Annotated in this window: 16 protein-coding genes; 7 read left to right on the top strand and 9 right to left on the bottom strand. The window is 41.8% G+C overall.

The window, feature by feature from the left end; genetic code table 11:
• Nucleotides 1-468 precede the first annotated feature (468 nt).
• On the top strand, nucleotides 469-1572 hold the full coding sequence (locus ACZ5A8_RS18125) for a hypothetical protein (RefSeq protein WP_464530729.1): 1104 nt from the start codon (nucleotides 469-471) through the stop codon (nucleotides 1570-1572).
• 23 nt (nucleotides 1573-1595) lie between these two features.
• On the opposite strand, the gene ACZ5A8_RS18120 is transcribed toward ACZ5A8_RS18125, so the two are convergent.
• Nucleotides 1596-1820: a hypothetical protein gene (locus tag ACZ5A8_RS18120; protein WP_464530728.1), complete on the bottom strand. Its 225-nt coding sequence runs from the start codon at nucleotides 1818-1820 to the stop codon at nucleotides 1596-1598.
• A 466-nt stretch (nucleotides 1821-2286) separates the two neighbouring features.
• Here ACZ5A8_RS18120 and ACZ5A8_RS18115 point away from each other — a divergent pair, with 466 nt between their 5' ends.
• The gene (locus tag ACZ5A8_RS18115; RefSeq protein WP_464530727.1) at nucleotides 2287-3981 is read left to right on the top strand and encodes a histidine kinase N-terminal 7TM domain-containing protein; all 1695 of its coding nucleotides are present in this window, start codon (nucleotides 2287-2289) and stop codon (nucleotides 3979-3981) included.
• Nucleotides 3982-4077: 96 nt separating this feature from the next.
• On the opposite strand, the gene ACZ5A8_RS18110 is transcribed toward ACZ5A8_RS18115, so the two are convergent.
• The gene (locus ACZ5A8_RS18110; RefSeq protein ID WP_464530725.1) at nucleotides 4078-4386 is read right to left on the bottom strand and encodes a hypothetical protein; all 309 of its coding nucleotides are present in this window, start codon (nucleotides 4384-4386) and stop codon (nucleotides 4078-4080) included.
• A 177-nt stretch (nucleotides 4387-4563) separates the two neighbouring features.
• On the opposite strand from ACZ5A8_RS18110, the gene mtaA reads away from it, so the two are divergent.
• Nucleotides 4564-5589: a methylcobamide:CoM methyltransferase MtaA gene (gene mtaA, locus ACZ5A8_RS18105; protein WP_464530724.1), complete on the top strand. Its 1026-nt coding sequence runs from the start codon at nucleotides 4564-4566 to the stop codon at nucleotides 5587-5589.
• On the opposite strand, the gene ACZ5A8_RS18100 is transcribed toward mtaA, so the two are convergent.
• Complete coding sequence (locus ACZ5A8_RS18100) at nucleotides 5581-6555, bottom strand: DMT family transporter (protein ID WP_464530723.1); 975 nt, start codon at nucleotides 6553-6555, stop codon at nucleotides 5581-5583. The genes mtaA and ACZ5A8_RS18100 overlap by 9 nt on opposite strands.
• Before the next feature lie 96 nt (nucleotides 6556-6651).
• Between ACZ5A8_RS18100 and ACZ5A8_RS18095 the strand changes: the two genes are divergently transcribed.
• A complete protein-coding gene (locus tag ACZ5A8_RS18095; protein WP_464530721.1) occupies nucleotides 6652-7371 on the top strand; it encodes a cupin domain-containing protein in 720 nt (239 codons plus the stop codon).
• 44 nt (nucleotides 7372-7415) lie between these two features.
• Here the strand turns inward: ACZ5A8_RS18095 and ACZ5A8_RS18090 are convergent, their stop codons facing one another.
• From ACZ5A8_RS18090 to ACZ5A8_RS18080, 3 genes are all read right to left on the bottom strand, one after another.
• On the bottom strand, nucleotides 7416-8231 hold the full coding sequence (locus ACZ5A8_RS18090) for a GNAT family N-acetyltransferase (protein WP_464530720.1): 816 nt from the start codon (nucleotides 8229-8231) through the stop codon (nucleotides 7416-7418).
• A gap of 127 nt (nucleotides 8232-8358) precedes the next feature.
• The gene (locus ACZ5A8_RS18085) at nucleotides 8359-9492 is read right to left on the bottom strand and encodes a hypothetical protein (RefSeq protein WP_464530719.1); all 1134 of its coding nucleotides are present in this window, start codon (nucleotides 9490-9492) and stop codon (nucleotides 8359-8361) included.
• Between the two features lie 265 nt (nucleotides 9493-9757).
• Nucleotides 9758-10300 carry an IMPACT family protein gene (locus tag ACZ5A8_RS18080; RefSeq protein ID WP_464534198.1) on the bottom strand — a complete coding sequence of 181 codons (543 nt, stop codon included), beginning with the start codon at nucleotides 10298-10300 and terminating at the stop codon, nucleotides 9758-9760.
• Nucleotides 10301-10762: 462 nt separating this feature from the next.
• On the opposite strand from ACZ5A8_RS18080, the gene ACZ5A8_RS18075 reads away from it, so the two are divergent.
• The 3 genes from ACZ5A8_RS18075 to ACZ5A8_RS18065 all read left to right on the top strand — a co-directional run bounded on the left by ACZ5A8_RS18075 (nucleotide 10763) and on the right by ACZ5A8_RS18065 (nucleotide 14019).
• A complete protein-coding gene (locus tag ACZ5A8_RS18075; RefSeq protein ID WP_464530717.1) occupies nucleotides 10763-11107 on the top strand; it encodes a hypothetical protein in 345 nt (114 codons plus the stop codon).
• 894 nt (nucleotides 11108-12001) lie between these two features.
• Nucleotides 12002-12895, top strand: coding sequence for a prenyltransferase (locus tag ACZ5A8_RS18070; RefSeq protein WP_464530716.1), 894 nt, complete (start codon nucleotides 12002-12004; stop codon nucleotides 12893-12895).
• Nucleotides 12896-13077: 182 nt separating this feature from the next.
• Nucleotides 13078-14019, top strand: coding sequence for a prenyltransferase (locus ACZ5A8_RS18065; RefSeq protein ID WP_464534196.1), 942 nt, complete (start codon nucleotides 13078-13080; stop codon nucleotides 14017-14019).
• A gap of 47 nt (nucleotides 14020-14066) precedes the next feature.
• Here ACZ5A8_RS18065 and ACZ5A8_RS18060 read toward each other — a convergent pair whose 3' ends face one another.
• From ACZ5A8_RS18060 to ACZ5A8_RS18050, 3 genes are all read right to left on the bottom strand, one after another.
• On the bottom strand, nucleotides 14067-15044 hold the full coding sequence (locus ACZ5A8_RS18060) for an arginine deiminase family protein (protein WP_464530714.1): 978 nt from the start codon (nucleotides 15042-15044) through the stop codon (nucleotides 14067-14069).
• A 68-nt stretch (nucleotides 15045-15112) separates the two neighbouring features.
• A complete protein-coding gene (locus ACZ5A8_RS18055; protein ID WP_464530713.1) occupies nucleotides 15113-16144 on the bottom strand; it encodes an L-histidine N(alpha)-methyltransferase in 1032 nt (343 codons plus the stop codon).
• Between the two features lie 117 nt (nucleotides 16145-16261).
• Complete coding sequence (locus ACZ5A8_RS18050) at nucleotides 16262-17332, bottom strand: radical SAM protein (RefSeq protein ID WP_464530711.1); 1071 nt, start codon at nucleotides 17330-17332, stop codon at nucleotides 16262-16264.
• Between the last annotated feature and the right edge of the window lie 247 nt (nucleotides 17333-17579).

The raw sequence follows: 17579 nt of genomic DNA, 5'->3' as shown, positions 1-17579 counted from the left end.
AATTTAGATTTTTATGAAACATTTATATATATTGACCTTTTCTAACGCACGGGGTAAAAGTGCTCTCAGGGCAGAGTGCCAAGTTTTCCAGTCGAAATTACTGAGACCTTTAAAGGTTCAGATTTTTGCTGTGCAGAAAGATTAATCCCCTGGCTCCTATGCTGCTGGAGCATGGATCAATCCTGCAGATTATTCACCTCCTTAATCTCTAAAGTCTTAACTAAAAACGACAGCCCTGAGAGAATTTTTAGCCTTCACAGGGTCGGATTAAAGGATTTGCTTACTAGAAGTTAGCACGTAAGGTCCAAATCTTTCCAGATTTTTTCTACGGAAACTGAATTTCCTTTTTCCTTTTGGTTTCTGGAATCAGCTCTGAATGAGTTAAACTGGCTGTAATGAATAGATCAGCTTATAGAATTAAAGTCAAGTCTACAATAATTTCAAGCTTATAAAGAAGTGAAACCAATCATGTTCTGGAGCAAAAACAGTATTATCGAAAAAATAAGTAAGATTTCGAATACGCTGGATGATATTTCAGCAGATATTTTTTGTGGGATTAATAATGACAGCGAATACCTGCACAAGTTGATCCTCCCGAAAGACGGATCCCCTGAAACTTCTTATAAATGCATGGGCATGAATAAAGAGATAAACCTTGAAAAAGAACTTGTATATCCGTTTATAGACAGTACCTTTTCTAACGAATATTCAGTCCACCCCTCTCCTTACTGTTTCATGCTGCCTTACGAGATTAAAACAGATGGCCTGAGAAAAGGATATCGCCTCCTTGAACCTGAAGAATTGAAGGTAAGGTACCCCCTGGCATATTCCAGGATTACGCAGTTCAAAAGTAATTTTAAGCATGACTCAACGCCTCTTTCTTCTGCGGATTACAGTATTGGGGGATGCAAGCTGCTGCAGTATATCAGTACCCCGAAAATTGTCGTTTCCGATCATTACAGCTTTCAGGCTTCTTTTGATACAGCAGGAAACCATGTTTTTGAAAAAGGCTGTGGAGTTGTACTTCAAGATTCCTCCAGATCTTTTTATGTACTTGCCGCACTTAACAGTTCTATTTCAAGAGTCTTTTCCCAGATCTGCCAGAGTAGCGGGCTTTACAATGGAAGCCTGACTCCAGGAATTTTAAAGCGTTTTCCTATTGTCTTTCCCGAAGAAAAAAACCTTGAATCTCTGATAAATACCCTCTCCAGCTATTTGACTTATATTCACGGCCAGATTTACTGCAGTGTTTCTTCTGATATTTCCGGAAGCGAAAACTATGAGCTTCTAAAGTTTTATGAGAGAATTGTAAATCTCCTTGTGCTGGACACTTATTTCACGAAAGATCTTGACCCCAGGTTCCTGGAGATTCTGGAGGAAAATGTTGTGCCTTTCGGAGAATATGGGCATGAAAGCTCTTCATTTTCCGGTTTTGAAAGTTCAGGATGTTTTATGAATGAGCTGCAGGTTGTAAAGCAGAAAATTCTGGATACGCCAGACTTTGGAAAGTGCAGGTTCAACAGTGAATTTACCAATATCCTTGCAACCCTTAAAAATAATGGTGTCTGGTAAGCACACCAATTGCCGTTAAATCTTCAGATTTGGCGAGCTTCCTGCTTTGCAGATGGCTTTTGGAATTCCACATAATATAAATTGGGCAATTCCTGCCCTATTTTTTTAAATTCACTTTCAGCAGAAACATCCCTGTCACTATTTGTCCCATTTTTCTCTGCTTTTACATCAATAATTATCAGGTCAATTCCCTTGAAGACGCATAATATAATAAGAATAAAGGTTATAAAGTATAGAGAATGAATCATATAATATTTAAGAAATGAAGAATTAATTATAATCAATGCCCGAGGGTAATAGAAAGTAAGGCAATTCTGGAAAACTCAAAGGGTCTTCAATATTCAATTGACCTTTCCGCTAACAAATAGTTTGAATGCATCCGGATGAGCTGACTGACTAATCCGAATAAATGGTCTGAAAACTCACCATTTTATGCGAATACCAGCTGAGCAAAAATATTATTTGCTTTTTACAGAGAGTATCTTACAGGTCTTTATCACTCATTCTCCGGGCATATTCCTTGAATACTATATCGGAAGATCATCTGCTTCTCGTGCTTGATACATAAATTTATATAGATAGTCTTTGTGTAACTATTAAAACGTCTGGTGTCTTTTTACTTCTATTTCCTGACTCTCCCAATTCGTCTAAAGTAATTGAAAAAAGGAAGGTCATCTTATCAGCCTGCAAATCCACACCGCTGCGTTTCCCTATATGGGGGCATTAATTTTTTCAGGGCTTATATCCACTTTGCTTGCAATTAGAGCATACAAAGCCTTTAATTACCGCAGTTTGCCTTTTGCAAAGAATTTTATATTAATCATGCTCTGCATGGCTCTCTGGTCAGTGAATTACGCTTTTGAAATAGGGTTCATAGATATTGAGTATAAGTATGTATTTGCCCATCTCCAGTACCTGGGGATTGCCTTTGCCCCTGTAGCGTGGTTTTTATTTGCAGCCGAATACTCCGGAGTATGCAGGCAGTTTGCACGAAAGTATGAAAAACTACTTTTTCTTTTTCCCTGCCTTACAATTTTGTTAATGCTCACAAACCGAATCCATGGACTGTATTTTGAAGGTTTCTATCTTGATGTCTCTGGAGGTTTTCCTCTCCTTGTACTTAAACATGGTCCATTTTTTTGGAGTTTTTATACCTATTCTTTTGTTTTGATCTTCTTAGGGATCTTTTTCTTTTTCAAGCAGTTTGTCCGCCTTACAGCACCTTACGGAACACAGGCAGCCATCGCACTTACTGCAGCCTGTGTTCCAGTACTTGGAAATTTACTTCATATCGCAAATATAGGGCCCTTTGAATTTTTTGATCCGACCCCCTTTTCCTTTGCAATAACCGGCCTGATTCTCTTCTGGGGCACAATCGAGCATGAGTTCCTTAACATTATTCCAGTTGCCAGAGAGAATGTGATAGAATCCATGAATGACGGATATATTGTTGTGGATATTACAAACTCTGTAGTGGACATTAATAAAGCAGCACTTGAACTCGCCGGAAAAGGAAGAAAAGAGGTCATAGGGAAAAACATAAATGATCTTTTCGGAGAAGACGTGGAAGTTTTGGGTGATCCGTCGGGGGGTGATTTCGCCAGGGAAATTTCACTCAAGAGCGGCCTGGAAACAAAATTCTTCACTGTCAGTGTCAGTCCCCTGATGACAAGGGATGATACAGAGGGCAGGCTGGTAATGCTCCACGATATCACTGAGATATATCGGTATCAGGAAGCTTTAAAACAGGCAAACAAAAAAATAAACCTAATGAGCAATATTACCCGGCACGATATTCTCAATCAGGTGAATGTACTTTCAGGGTATACCGAGCTGATCTCAGAAATGCTTCCTCCTGACGTAAAAGGAGATCTCAGAATCTCAAAATATCTCCGAAATCTTAACAAAGGAATTGAAACAATCCATAGCCAGATTATTTTCACAAAGGATTACCAGGAACTCGGGGTTGTTTCTCCTACCTGGCAGTCTATAAGCAGCATTGCAAAAGAGGTCGCTTTTGCCTTTTCTGGGCAGGGATTGAAGTTCTCCATAGAGGATAACGGACTTGAAGTATATGCAGATCCTCTGCTCAAAAAAGCTTTCTACAACCTGTTTGACAATGCAAGAGCTCACGGAGATCACGTTAGCGAAATTGATGTGAGCTCTCATATAGCCGGGGAAAGCGTTGTAATCAAAGTAAAGGACAACGGTATAGGAGTCTCTTCTTTTATGAAAGCACTTATTTTTGAAAAATCCGTAGGTCGAAATACCGGGCTTGGTCTTTTCCTGGTCAGAGGCATACTTTCCATTACAGGCATGGAAATTACTGAAACGGGAATCGAAGGGGAAGGTGCAAGGTTTGAAATTAGCGTACCACCGGGAAACTGGCGCAAAGCCTCTTCTCAATAACGTTATAAACCTTATATAAGAGCTTTTCAGCCTGAGCCTAAATCAAAAAAAGTTTTGCTTCAAATGTAAATATTTAGAAGGATAAATGTCGCAAACTTAAGCAGTACCTGAATAGGCCATAAATACAGTTGACAGGACCAGAATCAAAGTTGTAGCCACAACAGCGATTAGCAGCTTACTTTCCTTTCTGTTCATTTTTTCGGGTCTTGCCCTAACTTCAAGGAAAGCTCCTAAACTTACTCCAGCTCCAATTCCTATTGCAAGGCCTATAGCTGTCCCTTCCATAATACTATCCAGTGCAGGCCCGAGAATGAAAGCTCCATAAAGGCTTCCAAGGGCGGCACCTATTGCAAAGGCAAGTGCCATCCACTGTTTCTCTTGTTTGTGTTCATCCGGTTTTCCCATTTTTTCTCACCCGTCAATTTCTACCTAACTTCTGTGAGGTTTTTTAATTTATATTTTTTTATATGCGCTTCTTAGTATATGATAAATAACAAATTCCTTAGAGGCTTTGAGTTGACGGTTGATTCTCAACAACCATAATATCTCTACTTATCATCTCTAATTATATCTGGTGAAAAAATGAGTGGATTTACCCTGAATAAGAGATTTGAAAAAGCGCTGAAAGGCGAATCCCTTGATATGGTTCCTGTTTGTTCCGTAACCCAGACAGGCATTGTAGAACTTATGGAAATGACAGGAGCTTACTGGCCTCAGGCTAATTATGATGCCAGCAAAATGGCGGCACTTGCCCTGGGAGGATACGAGATCGCAGGATTTGAGAACGTGCGCTGTCCTTTCTGCACTACAGTACTTGCCGAAACTCTGGGCTGTACGGTAGCAGAAGGCAGTGTTGATATACAGCCTTATGTTATCGATTTCCCCTGCAAGAAAAAGAAAGATGTTAAGGATATCACAGTCCCGGATTCTCTGCTTGAAAGCAGGCGGACATCAGTAGTTCTGGACGCAGTTGAAATTCTCAAAGGACACGTAGGGGAAGATGTGCCTGTTGTTGCAGGGCTTGTGGGTCCTGCTGGACTTGCCTCCATGCTTGTGGGTATGAAAAATTATCTTATGTGGTTTGTAACAAATCCTGAAGTTGTTGAGGAACTGATGGGAGTTCTTACAGAAGCCTGTATAGAATACGCGAATGGTTTACTGGAAAGAGGAGCAGATGTCGTAACCCTTATAGACTCCGAAGCCGGGCCTGATATTATTGCCCCCCAGATGTTTGAAACATCTGTTCTTCCATTCCACAGGAAATTCTGCAGGGAGGTTAAAGGACTAAAAATCCTCCATATGTGTGGAGACGCCACAGCTGTGCTTGACTCCCTGGCAGACGTCGGATTTGAAGGGATCAGCATTGAAGAAAAGGTAGGTGTCAGTTTTGCAAAAGGAATTGTGGGCAATCGGGTACGTCTGATAGGAAATGTATCTCCCTCCGATACCCTGCTGGCAAAAGGACCTGAAGAGGTTATCATTGAAGCCAGGGCATGCCTTGAAGATGGGATTGATATCCTTGCTCCGGGCTGCGGGCTAGCTCCCCATACCTCGCTCGAGAACATAAAAGCACTTTTCAGGGCAAGGGATGAGTACTGCTCACCGTGAATCTCTCGGAGGGGTTGGAGGAGGAACCTGAGGGGGGAATTTTTTTAGAAAATGCCCGGAACCTCCTTCGCCTATTTTTTCTGGAAGCTTTTCGGAATCTTTAAGACTTATAATCAGTGCAGAGCCCATAATTAAGGCGCAACCTGCAAGAGTCTCTAAAGACAGCGCAATCCCGAGCACAGCTATATCAAAAAAAACTCCGCTGACAGGTTCTATCAGGGCAAGGAGGCTTCCTGTCTGGGCTTTAAGGTTGGCAAACCCGATAATTGTAAAAATTTCCCCAAAGCCTATAGATACTATCCCGAAAGCAGCGAGCACTTTCAGGTTACTGTACAGGACAGTTCGAGATACTTCAAATGCAAAGGGACTCAGCAGCGAAAGAGCTATCCCCATGGGCCAGAAGACAATTGCGAGTTCCGGATACTCTCCTTTTAAAACTTTTACGTTCAGGATCAAAGCCGCAAAGACAACTCCAGAAAGCAGTCCTGCTACCATGCCCAGCATATAAGTGCCGGTAAACTCAATTCCAGAAAGCCCACCCTCTGGTCTGACTATGAGAAATACTCCTGTAATCGCAATGAAAAGGGCAGCTATACTTTCCTTTCCTATCCTCTCTTTCAGGAGAAAAGGGGAAGCCAGCATTACATAAATCGGGGCTGTATACTGAAGTAAAATTGCTATGGATACGCAGGTAATCTTCAGGCAGGTAAAATAGAGCAGCATGCACGCCACCACGAGCACTCCCTGCAGGAGCAGGCTTCCTTTTTTTTTCTTTAACCTGAGATCTGAGGTTTTTCCTCTTGCAGCTATATATATAAAAAGAAACAGAATTCCGAAAAACAACCTGTAAAAGACTACTGGAGAAACAGCCATATCATGGATACGGGAAATAAAAAGCCCGTTCATGCTGTAAAATACGCAGCCGATAATAACTGCCAGATGTGCCTTTTTGCTCTCTAGAAACATTCTGCATGGATATACTAATAGCACTTATATATTTATTGGACATACCTGTTTAAAGAAATTCGGCAGCAGCTAATACCGGGCAAGGGTGGCAAATTCATGAAATCTTCCACAGAAAACGGTCGCAAAGCGGTCAGGGATAAAATTCCGGAAATTATCCGGAATTCAGGCAGAGGATGTGCAACTAAAGAACTTTCAGATCCCGGATTTCTCTTTGAGCTGGAAAACAAACTTGGAGAAGAACTGGCTGAGTACCTTCAGAGTAAAGAGCTTGAGGAACTTGCCGACCTCCTTGAAGTAATTTACAGGATCGCCGAACTTCGGGGGGCTTCAAAAGAGAGTCTTGAGGTGTTGAGACTGCAGAAAAAACTGGAAAAAGGAGGGTTTGAAAAGAACATGCTCCTGCTTAACGCACATGATGAAAAATGCCTTTCTCCTGAGTTTCCTGCTGATTCTGAAGAGCTTCCTCGTATAGTTTTCAGGCGTGAAAATGCAGAATTAATTGAGAAACACAGAGTCTGGATGAGGATCTATACCACGAAAGACGAATGCAAGAGTGCCGCTGTCCTGTACCAGGAAACAGAAGCAGGTCATGCAGAAGAGTTTGTCCACGAAAAAAGTGACTTTTTTTATTATATTCTTGAAGGATCCGGCATATGGATAGTTGAGGACAGAGAATTTGAAGTCAGGGCAGGGGATGTGGTAGTGGTGCCTGCGGGAAAGAGATTCTGGTTCCGCGGAAACCTCAAACAGATTTGCATAACAGCTCCTGCCTGGGAAGAAAAATATGAGCGGCATATACGGGACATTGAACTGTGACCCTTGTCCTGCGCTGTTTTTTCCCGCCTGTTTGTCTTCTTTGCTTATCCAAGTTCGAAACTCGTAACCCCATAAACCTTATCAAGCTCTATATCAGGTTCTTTTCGGTTGTACATGCGTATAGTCCTGAACATCACATTCATGTGATATTTTTTTACTATTTCCATTGCTTTTTCATTGGGTTCGGGGACATCAAAATAAATGGTTTCCTCAGGAACTGAAGCCCTAAGAGCTCTGAAAATTTTCTCTGCAGTATCCTGGTTATCCGCAAAAAGAGGGCCTATCTTATAACCTATCCTGCACTTCCTTATCACTCCATATCCTTTGAGATTCCCGTCTTCAAGGGTTGCAAAAGAATAAGAGTCAGGCTGATCAACCCATTTCTTCAAAAAACCAGGTCTTGGGGCAGGAAACATCCTCCTGTCATACTCAAGCAGTTTTTCAAAAGGAACTTTCGAGATTTTTACTAGTCCATCCGGAATTTCTCCTCCGCCCTTACCTTCAAAACGCAGGTTACTATAAGAGGATCTGAATTTCATAACTTTCTGGTATTTCTTTTCGTTTTCCACAACGCCATCAAGCCCGATATTTCTGTTCCTCAGGTGTTCCAGGCATTTTTCGGTCAGTTTCATTCCTATGCCTTTTTTCTGGAGTTCGGGTTTGACCACAAAGAGCCCGAGAAAACCGAAATCACTATCATATGCAACAGCAGAGGCACAGCCTACAGGCTCTCCTTCAAGTTCTGCAATAAAAAAGCCTTCTTGGTCAGCTTCGTAAAAAAGTTCTCCGTCATGGATACCGGGATTCCAGCCTTCGGCAGCTGCCATCTCAATTGCAAATTCGACTTCTTCCCGTTTCATTCTTCGGATTTTCAGGTTTTTAATTTGTTCCGAGTCCTTATCCATGACAGTAAATATTCTAACTTTCTATTTATTTCTTAAGTATATTTGTTTGACCTGTTTTTTGCCTGATGTCAGAGGCACAGAATTAAATTTTCCTTCTTCCGTTTTTCCCTGAAGTTATTATAAGATAAGCCGCTATAACCGCTGCTAATACAGGATACACTCCAAAGGGTGATTCTTTTGCCCCGTCTCCGGCTTCAGCTCCCATCTCTTCCCCGGCAGCTACACCGGTCTCGGAAATGTCTTCCGTGAACACAAAAACGTCCATTGTGCCTTTGCGTTTGTCCTGCCATACTATCCGATTACCTTCGATTGCAGGGTTGCTTTCATATTCAGATGATGTAGAAACGGTCTTTTCCTGCCCTGTGGTGATGTCGTATATAAATATATTTGTTCCTTTAATTCTCCCGTCAGCCCAGACTATTCTTCCGTCCGAGATTGCAGGGGTTTTTTGTGGGGATGGGTCAATGCAAACAGGTATTTCTTTCCCGCTGGAAATTTCGTACATATAAATATCAAGGTTTCCGGCGCGCCTGTCTTCCCAGACAATATAGTCGCCTTCCACAACAGGGTTTGTCTGCCCTGCAGAGTCCGTAACTACGGGACTTTCTTTCCCTGTGTTGATGTTATACATGTAAACATCTTCATTCCCGTTGCGCATATCTTTCCAGACTATGATATTCCCCCAGATCGCAGGTTGGCTCTGATCGGCTTTATCGGTTGTTATTCGTATTTCCTGTTTCGAGGTAATGTCATACATGTAAATGTCCGTGTTCTGGTTTCTGCGGTCCGTCCAGACAATTATGTCTCCTGAGATTGCGGGCTCTTTCTGGTCTGCCCTATCCGAAGTGATCTGAGTTTTTGCCCCAGAGGCAATATCGTGCATATAAATATCATAGTTGCCTCTTCTGTTGTCTGCGACAACCACACGGCTGCCTGAGATTGCGGGCTCCACTTCATCTTTTGAGTCCTTGAACAGGGCAGATTCGGTCCTTCCGACAGACATATCGTACATATAAATATCCCAATTTCCGTCCCGTTCGTCCTGCCAGACAATGTAGTCCCCTGAAATTACAGGGCTGATCTGGTTACTAAAAGCAGAATTAATCTCCTGCTCAGTTCCTTTCAAAGCTTCGCTGGCAGCCGAACCTGCACATGCGCCCAGTACAATGAGTAAAACAACTGAAATAAGTATAATTGAAAATTTGTTGTGCCTCAATATTACACTTCCAATATTCCCTCTGGAGCTTTAGTGTAGATTTTTTGAGTATAGATTCTTTCAACTTCAGATTAAATTTCGGTTTAACCTACCGATTTTTTTCCGTTAAAGTATTTGCAGCATAGAATATTTCCAATAGCTAGGTAACCTCTAAATAATGTATATCTTCCATAGTTTTTAGCGGTTTCCTACAATTTTAGCGTTTTCTTTTTTGAGGGAAAACTTTCGCGGAAGTTAATGCAAGACCAGGCCAAACTGCTCTAAATTAAGCATTTTCAAGCTCAACTTTATTCCCTGTCAGTTTTGCCAGTTTTTCACGAAACTCCTCTTCAAATTCCTTTTTTATGAAGAAAGCAAATTCAACGGCATCCGAGTACCTTTCCTGCTCGACTTTTCCGTATTTCTCTATGAGACTCTTTATCTTCTGAATCTCTGAGTATCCGAAGCGTACCGTGAACCTTACCTCTTCAAAGACTTCGATAATGCCTGCATTTTCGACGGCTGAAATTGCTGTTTCCCTGTAAGCCCTGGACAACCCTCCAAAACCTAGCTTTATTCCCCCAAAGTATCGGGTTACAACCACAGCCGAGTTATAGAGCCCCTTTGATTCGAGAACCTTAAAAACTGGTTTTCCGGAACTGCCCGCAGGTTCTCCGTCATCGTCGTATCTGAGGGCAAATGAACTCCCTTCTTTTACAAAATAGGCTGAGACATTATGATCTGCGTCTTTGTGCAGCTCTTTTATTTCTTTGATGAAAGCTTTTGTTTCGGCTTCATTTTTTACATGCCTGGCATATCCTATAAATATGGAATTTTTGAATTCTTTTTGAGCTATGCCAGAGCTTTTCAGGGTTTTATAATTATTCAGTGTTTTACCCTCATCATTTCTTTGTTAATTATTTTTATACTTGAGGCTTTAAAGTTTTACAGTCGCGCGCCAGGAGAACACTATAATATCTTTGAGCAATTTTATGCTGCCCTCTGACTCGCCGCTTCTCAAGCCTTGCGTCTGTATTTCCTATTCCGGTCATTTAAAGACCAAGATTCCACAAAATATACTCACTAGAATGCAAATACAAGTCTATAATTACATAATGATAAAAATGGCTATATGTTGGGGAAATTCGGAGCCCTTCGTCCTCTTATTTTTTTACCAAATCGAAAGGTTTTAATCTAATTGGCTGGTCATGCATAAATATCTCATATAAAGTCTCATGATTCTATATGAGATGGGTGTAAAAAAGGAAGAGAACTTTTAGAGGTAAAATTAATGAAAAAAATGTTAAAGATTATTGCAATGCTCCTCGTAATTACTACTGTCGTCTTTGCAGCCGGCTGTGCAGAAGATGCAGATGAAGGAGCTACTGAAGAAGCGATCGAAGAAACCCCAATAGCTGACGAAGAAACTGAGAACGTCGAAGAAGTCGCTGATGTAGAAGCTGACGACGACGCAGCTCTTGAAGAAATAGACTTGGAAGAAGAGGAAGTTGTCGAAGATGAAGAAGAAGCTGTCGACAACGAAACTGAAGAAGTAGTCGAAGACGAAGAAGAAGAAGTAGTCGACAACGAAACTGAAGAAGTAGTCGAAGAAGAAGAAGAAGAAGAAACTGTATAAGCAGTGTATTCTAACTAGCAATATGCGTAGCCTTTTCAGGCTACACATTTCTATTTTTGAAATATCGACTATAATCAGCTTATAGTCCTGTAAAACCTGAAATGAGGTTTTCTCTAAAATTTCCGGCCATAGCGTTTCTCCTGATTTTCCGTCACAAATCCGGTGAGAAATAAAGTAATCGGATAAAAATTGAAAATACACGAGAATTATTGAGCCAGCTGAAATTTTCCGGAGGTATTAGTTCTAACATAAATAATTTATTAATATAGAGCCTCGGGATAAAGCTGCAGAGACGTCAATATTTTTTTTCGTTATGTTTCAGGAGATCACTGTAAATTTTCTCTGAATCCATCGAAGTATGATTTTGGATTTTTTAGCTTATCCTGAATAAATAATGAATGTTTTTACTTTCCCAGGGATTGTGCGTGAAATCCCCTGGTTTGATTAGTTTCACACAGGGCTCTTCAATAACTTCAAAAATAAATAAAAACATATATTCGCAAATTTATTGAATCTGCCTGCCCTGCGAGATGTGCAAAAGAGATGTCAGTTTTTTACAGGGTATCGCATGTTGCCGCAATATTCAGCGGCTTAAGTATTGTACAGTGGTTTTGTATTGGCATGCCGATTAAGTAAGCGATGAAGATTGACCATGAATTCATTTTTCTTATGTAATAATGGTTGAGGTGGAGAAATCCGGTTGGTTCTTAGCTCAGTTTTATTAGTTCAGGCTTCCCTACTTAAGTTCTCTTTCTATTTTATAAGAGTTTGAGGCGGTCCATTAATTTATATTACTAAACTTTTCCCCTTCTTAGTAGCGATTTTTAATTTATACTCATAATTTTTATGGAATGATTTACTTTAATTCTCACAATTGTTATTGAGGCCAAAAACATGAAAGAAACCCTGAAAGCCTACATCGACCTCACTCGTGCTCACTTTCTTCCTGCCTGGCCCCTTATTTTCTGCTCCGGGCTGGTGATTGCTTTTGCAAACTACGGCGGTTTTTCCTGGCTGCTAATTCTCAAAGCTGCCCTGATAGGTCTGTTGGGGTTTGAAGCCGGCTTCGTGCTCAACGATTATGTGGATCGGAAAAGAGACCGGCTTGATGTGGAGAATACCCTCACAAAATACTGGAGGCCTTTTAAAGAGAGACCTCTTCCCTCAGGGAAGATTTCTTCAAAAAAGGCTTTCTGGCTGTTTATCCTGTTCGCAGGGATCACTTCTGCTCTGATTTTCACGCTTCCCTACCCAAACTCCATTTACGTTTTCGCAATAATGCTGTACTCTTATGGCATTGAAGTTTTTTATCAGGTGAAAAAAAGAGACCAGAAACTCCCTATCGCCCAGCTTCTCGGGAGGACTGACTTTACCCTCTTTCCGGCAGCAGGCTACCTCTGCTACGGGCAGCCGGACATGACAGTACTGCTTTATATGTTTTTCTTCTATCCCTGGACAATGGCGCACCTGGGATTGAACGACTTTATCGACCTGGAAAACGACCGGGCAAAAGGCATGAAATCGATAACTGTCCTTTACGGCTCAAAAGGGACCATGTACTGGATTACGGGCTTTACGCTCCTGCATTTCTTTGCAGCGATTTTCTTTCTCAAGGAGCTTGGGACTATTGCTCACTATGGCTTTCTTGCAGGCTTTGTACTCCTGGCAGGGGCAAACCTTTACCTCTGGAAAGAAAAGAACCCGAATGCAGGTTTGAAGATACTGCCTGTTTACCATGGAACCCTGGTAATTTATGCAGTTTCAATTATTCTTGACTTTATATATTGAGCCTGTGTATTGAACCGGATCGACGGAGTTGGAACAGCTGAAGGCAGGGCTGTTTGAAGACAGCTGCTTCTTTCTTCCTGTCTTTTCTCTATCCCTTTACTTATGCTCTTTTTTTGACTAACTCCCTTTTGAATAAGTAGTTTTTAGTCTCTCACTTTCTTGTTTGCAAAAACTATAAACATATAACTCTCTTTTATATTATCGGGGTTGAGGGAACGAATGTTGAAGGTACGAAAGAGACTATTAAAGCCTTGATAGACCTGACAAGGGCTCATTTCTTTCTTGTCTGGATTTTGCTTTTCTATTCAGGCCTTGCTCTTGCTTTTAGTAATTACGGAGAGTTTTCCTGGGAAATAACCTTCAAGGCGGTTTTGATCGGGCTTTTCGGATTTGAAGGTGGGCTTGTACTTAACGACTATGTTGATCTGAAAAGAGACAGGCTCGACGTTGAGGAATCCCTAACGGGTTACTGGAGACCTTTCAAAAGTCGTCCGCTTCCTTCAGGCAGGCTCTCTCCTGATTTTGCCCTGGCAGTATTTCTATTACTCTCTGCACTAACAGGAATCCTGATGCTGACTTTACCTTACCCTAACTCTCTGTATGTGTTTTTCACAATGCTTTCATCATGCGTTATCGAGTATTTTTATCAGGTAAAAAGAAAAAACCAGAGTTTTCCTATTGCCCAGCTTATAGGAAGAATGGACTTTGCCCTTTTTCCGGTTGCAGGCTACCTGTGTTACGGCCGGCCGGATACCTCTCTGTTTCTTTATCTGCTCTTTTTTTATCCCTGGACCCTTGCACATCTTGCGGTCAATGATTTCATTGACGCGAAAAATGATAGGGCAAGGGGAATAAAATCAATCCCTGTGCTTTACGGCATACAAGGGACATTGTTCTGGATTTCAGGCTTTACGCTTTTGCATTACCTTGCAGCGCTTCTTTTCCTGAAACAGCTTGGATCTATTGCATTTTATGGCTTTTTACTGGGGTTTTTAGTGATCGGATTTGCAAATTACAAACTTTTGAAAGAAAAAAGCCAGAAAGCAGGTCTTTCTGCACTTCTCTTTTATCACGTTTCACTTGTGCTCTATTCTGGCTCAATTATTCTTGACTCCTTCTTCTAGCCGCAAATTTTTCAGTTTTTCAGATTCCAAGTCCTGATTCCGGGCCTTTAGACTTTAGTTTTTCTTCTGCAGAGCCTCAGGGTGTGACAGCGCAGGCTTCCTCCTCCTGCAAGCATGGCTTCAGGGTGGAAAGGAATAACCTCAACGCCTTCCCCTACAAGATTTTTCCTGGTTTTCTGATCAAGTGCATTATCATAATGGAAAATAGTCCCGCTTTCAAGAGGGACAAATGAACAGGCTAGGCGGCTCTGCTCAGAGTCCGAAACGGGGATGATCTCCATGCCTTTCTCCTGCATGAATTCTTTAAAATCGATTTTCTCTCCAGAGCCTTCTGTGTACAGGCAGGTCTCTTCAAAGGCTGGTAGATAAGCAAGGGCAAGGTCTTCTCTTATCCTGTTGAAAACGGTATCGGGATGCATATAACGCCTGGCTTTTGGAATGCGGGCGTAAATAACTTCATCAAATTCGCTCAGGATATTCGAAATAAACTCTCGGATAAAAGGATATGTGTGCCTTTCCGTATCAGCAACAAAAACAGTATCTTTTGAGAGTAGAAGACAACCTTCGAAAAACCCTTCGCTTCCATTGAATTCGTTGAGTATCGGAATTCCCAGGTTTTTCAGGGCTTCCTTTACGACGGCTTCTTCATTTTCCCTTGCAGGCGGTCGCATTTTTGAAAGAATTGCGCCTTTTCTGGAAATGACCGCGGTATCATGCAGGAAGGTAATGTTTGGCATCCTGCTTATCAGGTCTATACTTTCGTCTACATGGTCTGCAAGCTCATAAACCCTGACCCCGTTCGATTCCAGCAATTCCTGATAACTCATATGCTCTTTTACGTATCCGGAAATCTCAGGGACCTTATCGTAAAGCCAGTGATTGTAATTTGACTCATTGACCAGAAGGAGTTCATCTCCCGGAGTATGCACAAGTACGCTTTTCAGCCTCCCAAGTTCGTCACACCCATAAGCAATACATGATCCGGTTTTTTCTGCCTCATTCATATTTTCTATCTGGCAACCCATGCCTGAATCCCCCATTTAAAAATCTTGATTCTAACTTGAAAAATCCCTGGTTTAATATGCTGCTACTATCAGGTACGTTTTTTCGTAAGGATCATCGCATTTTTCCTGTCTTTACTCAGGAAAGCCTTGAGAATATCAAACCCGCAGATATTCAGGAAAGCGATAACCTGGCCATATGTGTATTTGTATGTAAATCCCATGCGTATGACGTCTCCGTCCCTGAAACTTATGGTTTTGGCTCCTATCCTGATCTCGGTATCCTTCAGGATATTCAGGCTCTTTCGCGTCCTGTAAAGAGCTCCTATCCTTGAGTCCACATGTGCGAGCAATAATTCAAAATCGAAATCTTCCGGAGCCATTCCATACTGAAGCAGGGGATACATATTGAAGAGCGCATTCTCTCTTGAGGCATACGTGCCAAGGACAGACTTCCTTGCAGAATGCTCATTTTCCTCTGAGTCCGGATCAGGGAGAAGACTGGCATCAAAGAAAAAAAGATCTCCCTGTTCAAGGTTTTCGTAGACAAGCTGAAGAATGAATTCAGGCTCATAATTACAAAAGGTATTTCCCAGAATGCAGAACAATACAGGAAGACGCCAGTGCTTTTTAAGGAGCGGCATATCCTCGATAAATCCAACTATTCCTTTTTTCTCTACAGGCAGGTCTCTTACTTTTTCAAGGGCGATATCTACAAGCTGGCTGCTTATGTCAACAGGGTAATAACGTATTGGCACTTTTCCGAAAGCAGGTTTCTCAGCCAGGTTTTTCTTTATCAGCTCCTCGAGAAGAACTCGCTCCTTCTCTCCGCTCCCTACCCCTACGCTTACAAGGCTCATGCCTGCAGGAATGAACCTGACGATTGAACCAATGTTTTCCTCGAGCATGTCTTTGAGCTGCCTGGCTACCGGAAATGTTTCAGACCCATCCAGTTTCAGCCAGTTCTTTGCTCCTCCCATGCCTGTGTACAGGAGGTAATCAGGCAGCTCGTGACTTTTCAGGCTTTCGCAAAGCCTTTCTTCCATACTCTTCTCGCCAGAAATTATTATTTTTTCTTCGTTCTCCGAAGCCCGCCTCCAGCTCGCCTTTTCTGCACTTTCCAACTTTCCACCTTACCCTGAACTATACACAAAATCATATTTACCGCAGTAAGATTGCCTGAATAATTTTTCCACTCATTATTTTTCCTTTTTCATTCCATTTTATTCAATCATCCTTTCTTACTTGAAGCACTGCTGGCACTCCATCCTCAGTGCTTCGAGAGGATCAATCCCATTATTTATCCCTACGCTGTAGGCATATCCTCGGCAGCCGATGCATTCTTCCATGTGCTCACAGTTCCCACACCTGCCTTCAAGCACTTTGTCGATATTCCTGACATATGTAAAGAGCTCGGAGTTGTAGATCTCTTTCAGGCTCGTTTTGTTTATATTATAGGGGTATTCCCCATTAACCCTGAGTGCAGGATGTTCGTCCAGCTTAGTAGGCGCACAGGGCCTTACATCCCCTTCTATATTGATATACAGGCTGTAAAGGTGCTGAAGGCAACCACTTGCAGTAATCGGGGTATAGGGCAGCCAGTCGTACCCGTAATATTTTCGGTCTATTTCCAGCAGTTTTAATTTGTACTCTTTTATTTCGTCGGCTGTGAGCAGCTTATTCTCCAGTTCGTCATTTGCCCTGCCTGTCGGAGTGAGAATTTCCATATTAGGAAAGATGTTGTTCTGCCTGCAGAAGTGCCAGATATCCTCAATCTCTTTCAGGTTCATTTTATTGCTCACGAAAGAGATTCCCAGGCGGAGGTTTCCGGGCTCTGAAGGGTTTGAAAAGCCTGCTTTTATCAGATTTTCAAGCCCCGTTTTTATATCCTCGAAAGCTCCTTCTCTCCCTGCCAGGTAGTCCTGGACTTCAGGCTTGAGTGAATCGAGTTTTCCCATTACAGAGGCATTGTGTTCGTACAGGAATTCTGCAAGCTCCTCTGTCATCAAAACGGTATTTGAAAAAATCATCGGGACAATCCCAAGGGAATCAATATAGGTAATCAGTTCTCTAAAGTTCGGGTACAGAGTCGGCTCCCCTCCCCCTATGACAACTACAGACCTGATCCCGAGATCTTTTGCCTCAGATACTGTGCGCTTAAGGACATCGAAGTCAGCTATTTTTATTGAATCCTCTCCACTCTGCGCATAACAATAGCGACATCGGAGGTTACACGATGTGTTTGTTTCAAGTCGTATAGCTAAAAGCCTGTTTGAGTCTCTGGCTTCATGGGCTTCCTGTGCTCCATACATGTATCCTCTTAGCACCGGAGGCGGTGAAAACAGAGTTTTTATATCTGGATTAATACCCTCACTCCCTTATATTTGGAAATATTCACAAATTTTTAACTGATTTATTATCTTAAATAACAAATTTTGCCCTTAAAATACTAGAAAATATATATTTATCAATTTGTAAGAAACTAAGTGCCTTTTTGAATCGAACCTGCTTTTTTGATTTGAATATGCGTTTTGAGTCGAATATGCGTTTTCTGAATAA

The organism is Methanosarcina subterranea (assembly GCF_055385895.1).
The sequence above is the reverse complement of the archived record's forward strand: the minus strand, read 5'-3'. Positions and strand labels throughout refer to the sequence as shown.

Excerpts from the sequence above, each read along its gene's own strand:
- ACZ5A8_RS18100 (WP_464530723.1), bottom strand. The coding sequence starts at position 6,555 with ATGTTTCTAGAGAGCAAAAAGGCACATCTGGCAGTTATTATCGGCTGC.
- ACZ5A8_RS18060 (WP_464530714.1), bottom strand. The coding sequence starts at position 15,044 with ATGGGTTGCCAGATAGAAAATATGAATGAGGCAGAAAAAACCGGATCA.
- ACZ5A8_RS18075 (WP_464530717.1), top strand. The coding sequence starts at position 10,763 with ATGAAAAAAATGTTAAAGATTATTGCAATGCTCCTCGTAATTACTACT.
- ACZ5A8_RS18070 (WP_464530716.1), top strand. The coding sequence starts at position 12,002 with ATGAAAGAAACCCTGAAAGCCTACATCGACCTCACTCGTGCTCACTTT.
- ACZ5A8_RS18125 (WP_464530729.1), top strand. The coding sequence starts at position 469 with ATGTTCTGGAGCAAAAACAGTATTATCGAAAAAATAAGTAAGATTTCG.
- ACZ5A8_RS18050 (WP_464530711.1), bottom strand. The coding sequence starts at position 17,332 with ATGTATGGAGCACAGGAAGCCCATGAAGCCAGAGACTCAAACAGGCTT.
- ACZ5A8_RS18110 (WP_464530725.1), bottom strand. The coding sequence starts at position 4,386 with ATGGGAAAACCGGATGAACACAAACAAGAGAAACAGTGGATGGCACTT.
- ACZ5A8_RS18115 (WP_464530727.1), top strand. The coding sequence starts at position 2,287 with ATGGGGGCATTAATTTTTTCAGGGCTTATATCCACTTTGCTTGCAATT.
- ACZ5A8_RS18095 (WP_464530721.1), top strand. The coding sequence starts at position 6,652 with ATGAAATCTTCCACAGAAAACGGTCGCAAAGCGGTCAGGGATAAAATT.
- mtaA (WP_464530724.1), top strand. The coding sequence starts at position 4,564 with ATGAGTGGATTTACCCTGAATAAGAGATTTGAAAAAGCGCTGAAAGGC.
- ACZ5A8_RS18120 (WP_464530728.1), bottom strand. The coding sequence starts at position 1,820 with ATGATTCATTCTCTATACTTTATAACCTTTATTCTTATTATATTATGC.
- ACZ5A8_RS18090 (WP_464530720.1), bottom strand. The coding sequence starts at position 8,231 with ATGAAACGGGAAGAAGTCGAATTTGCAATTGAGATGGCAGCTGCCGAA.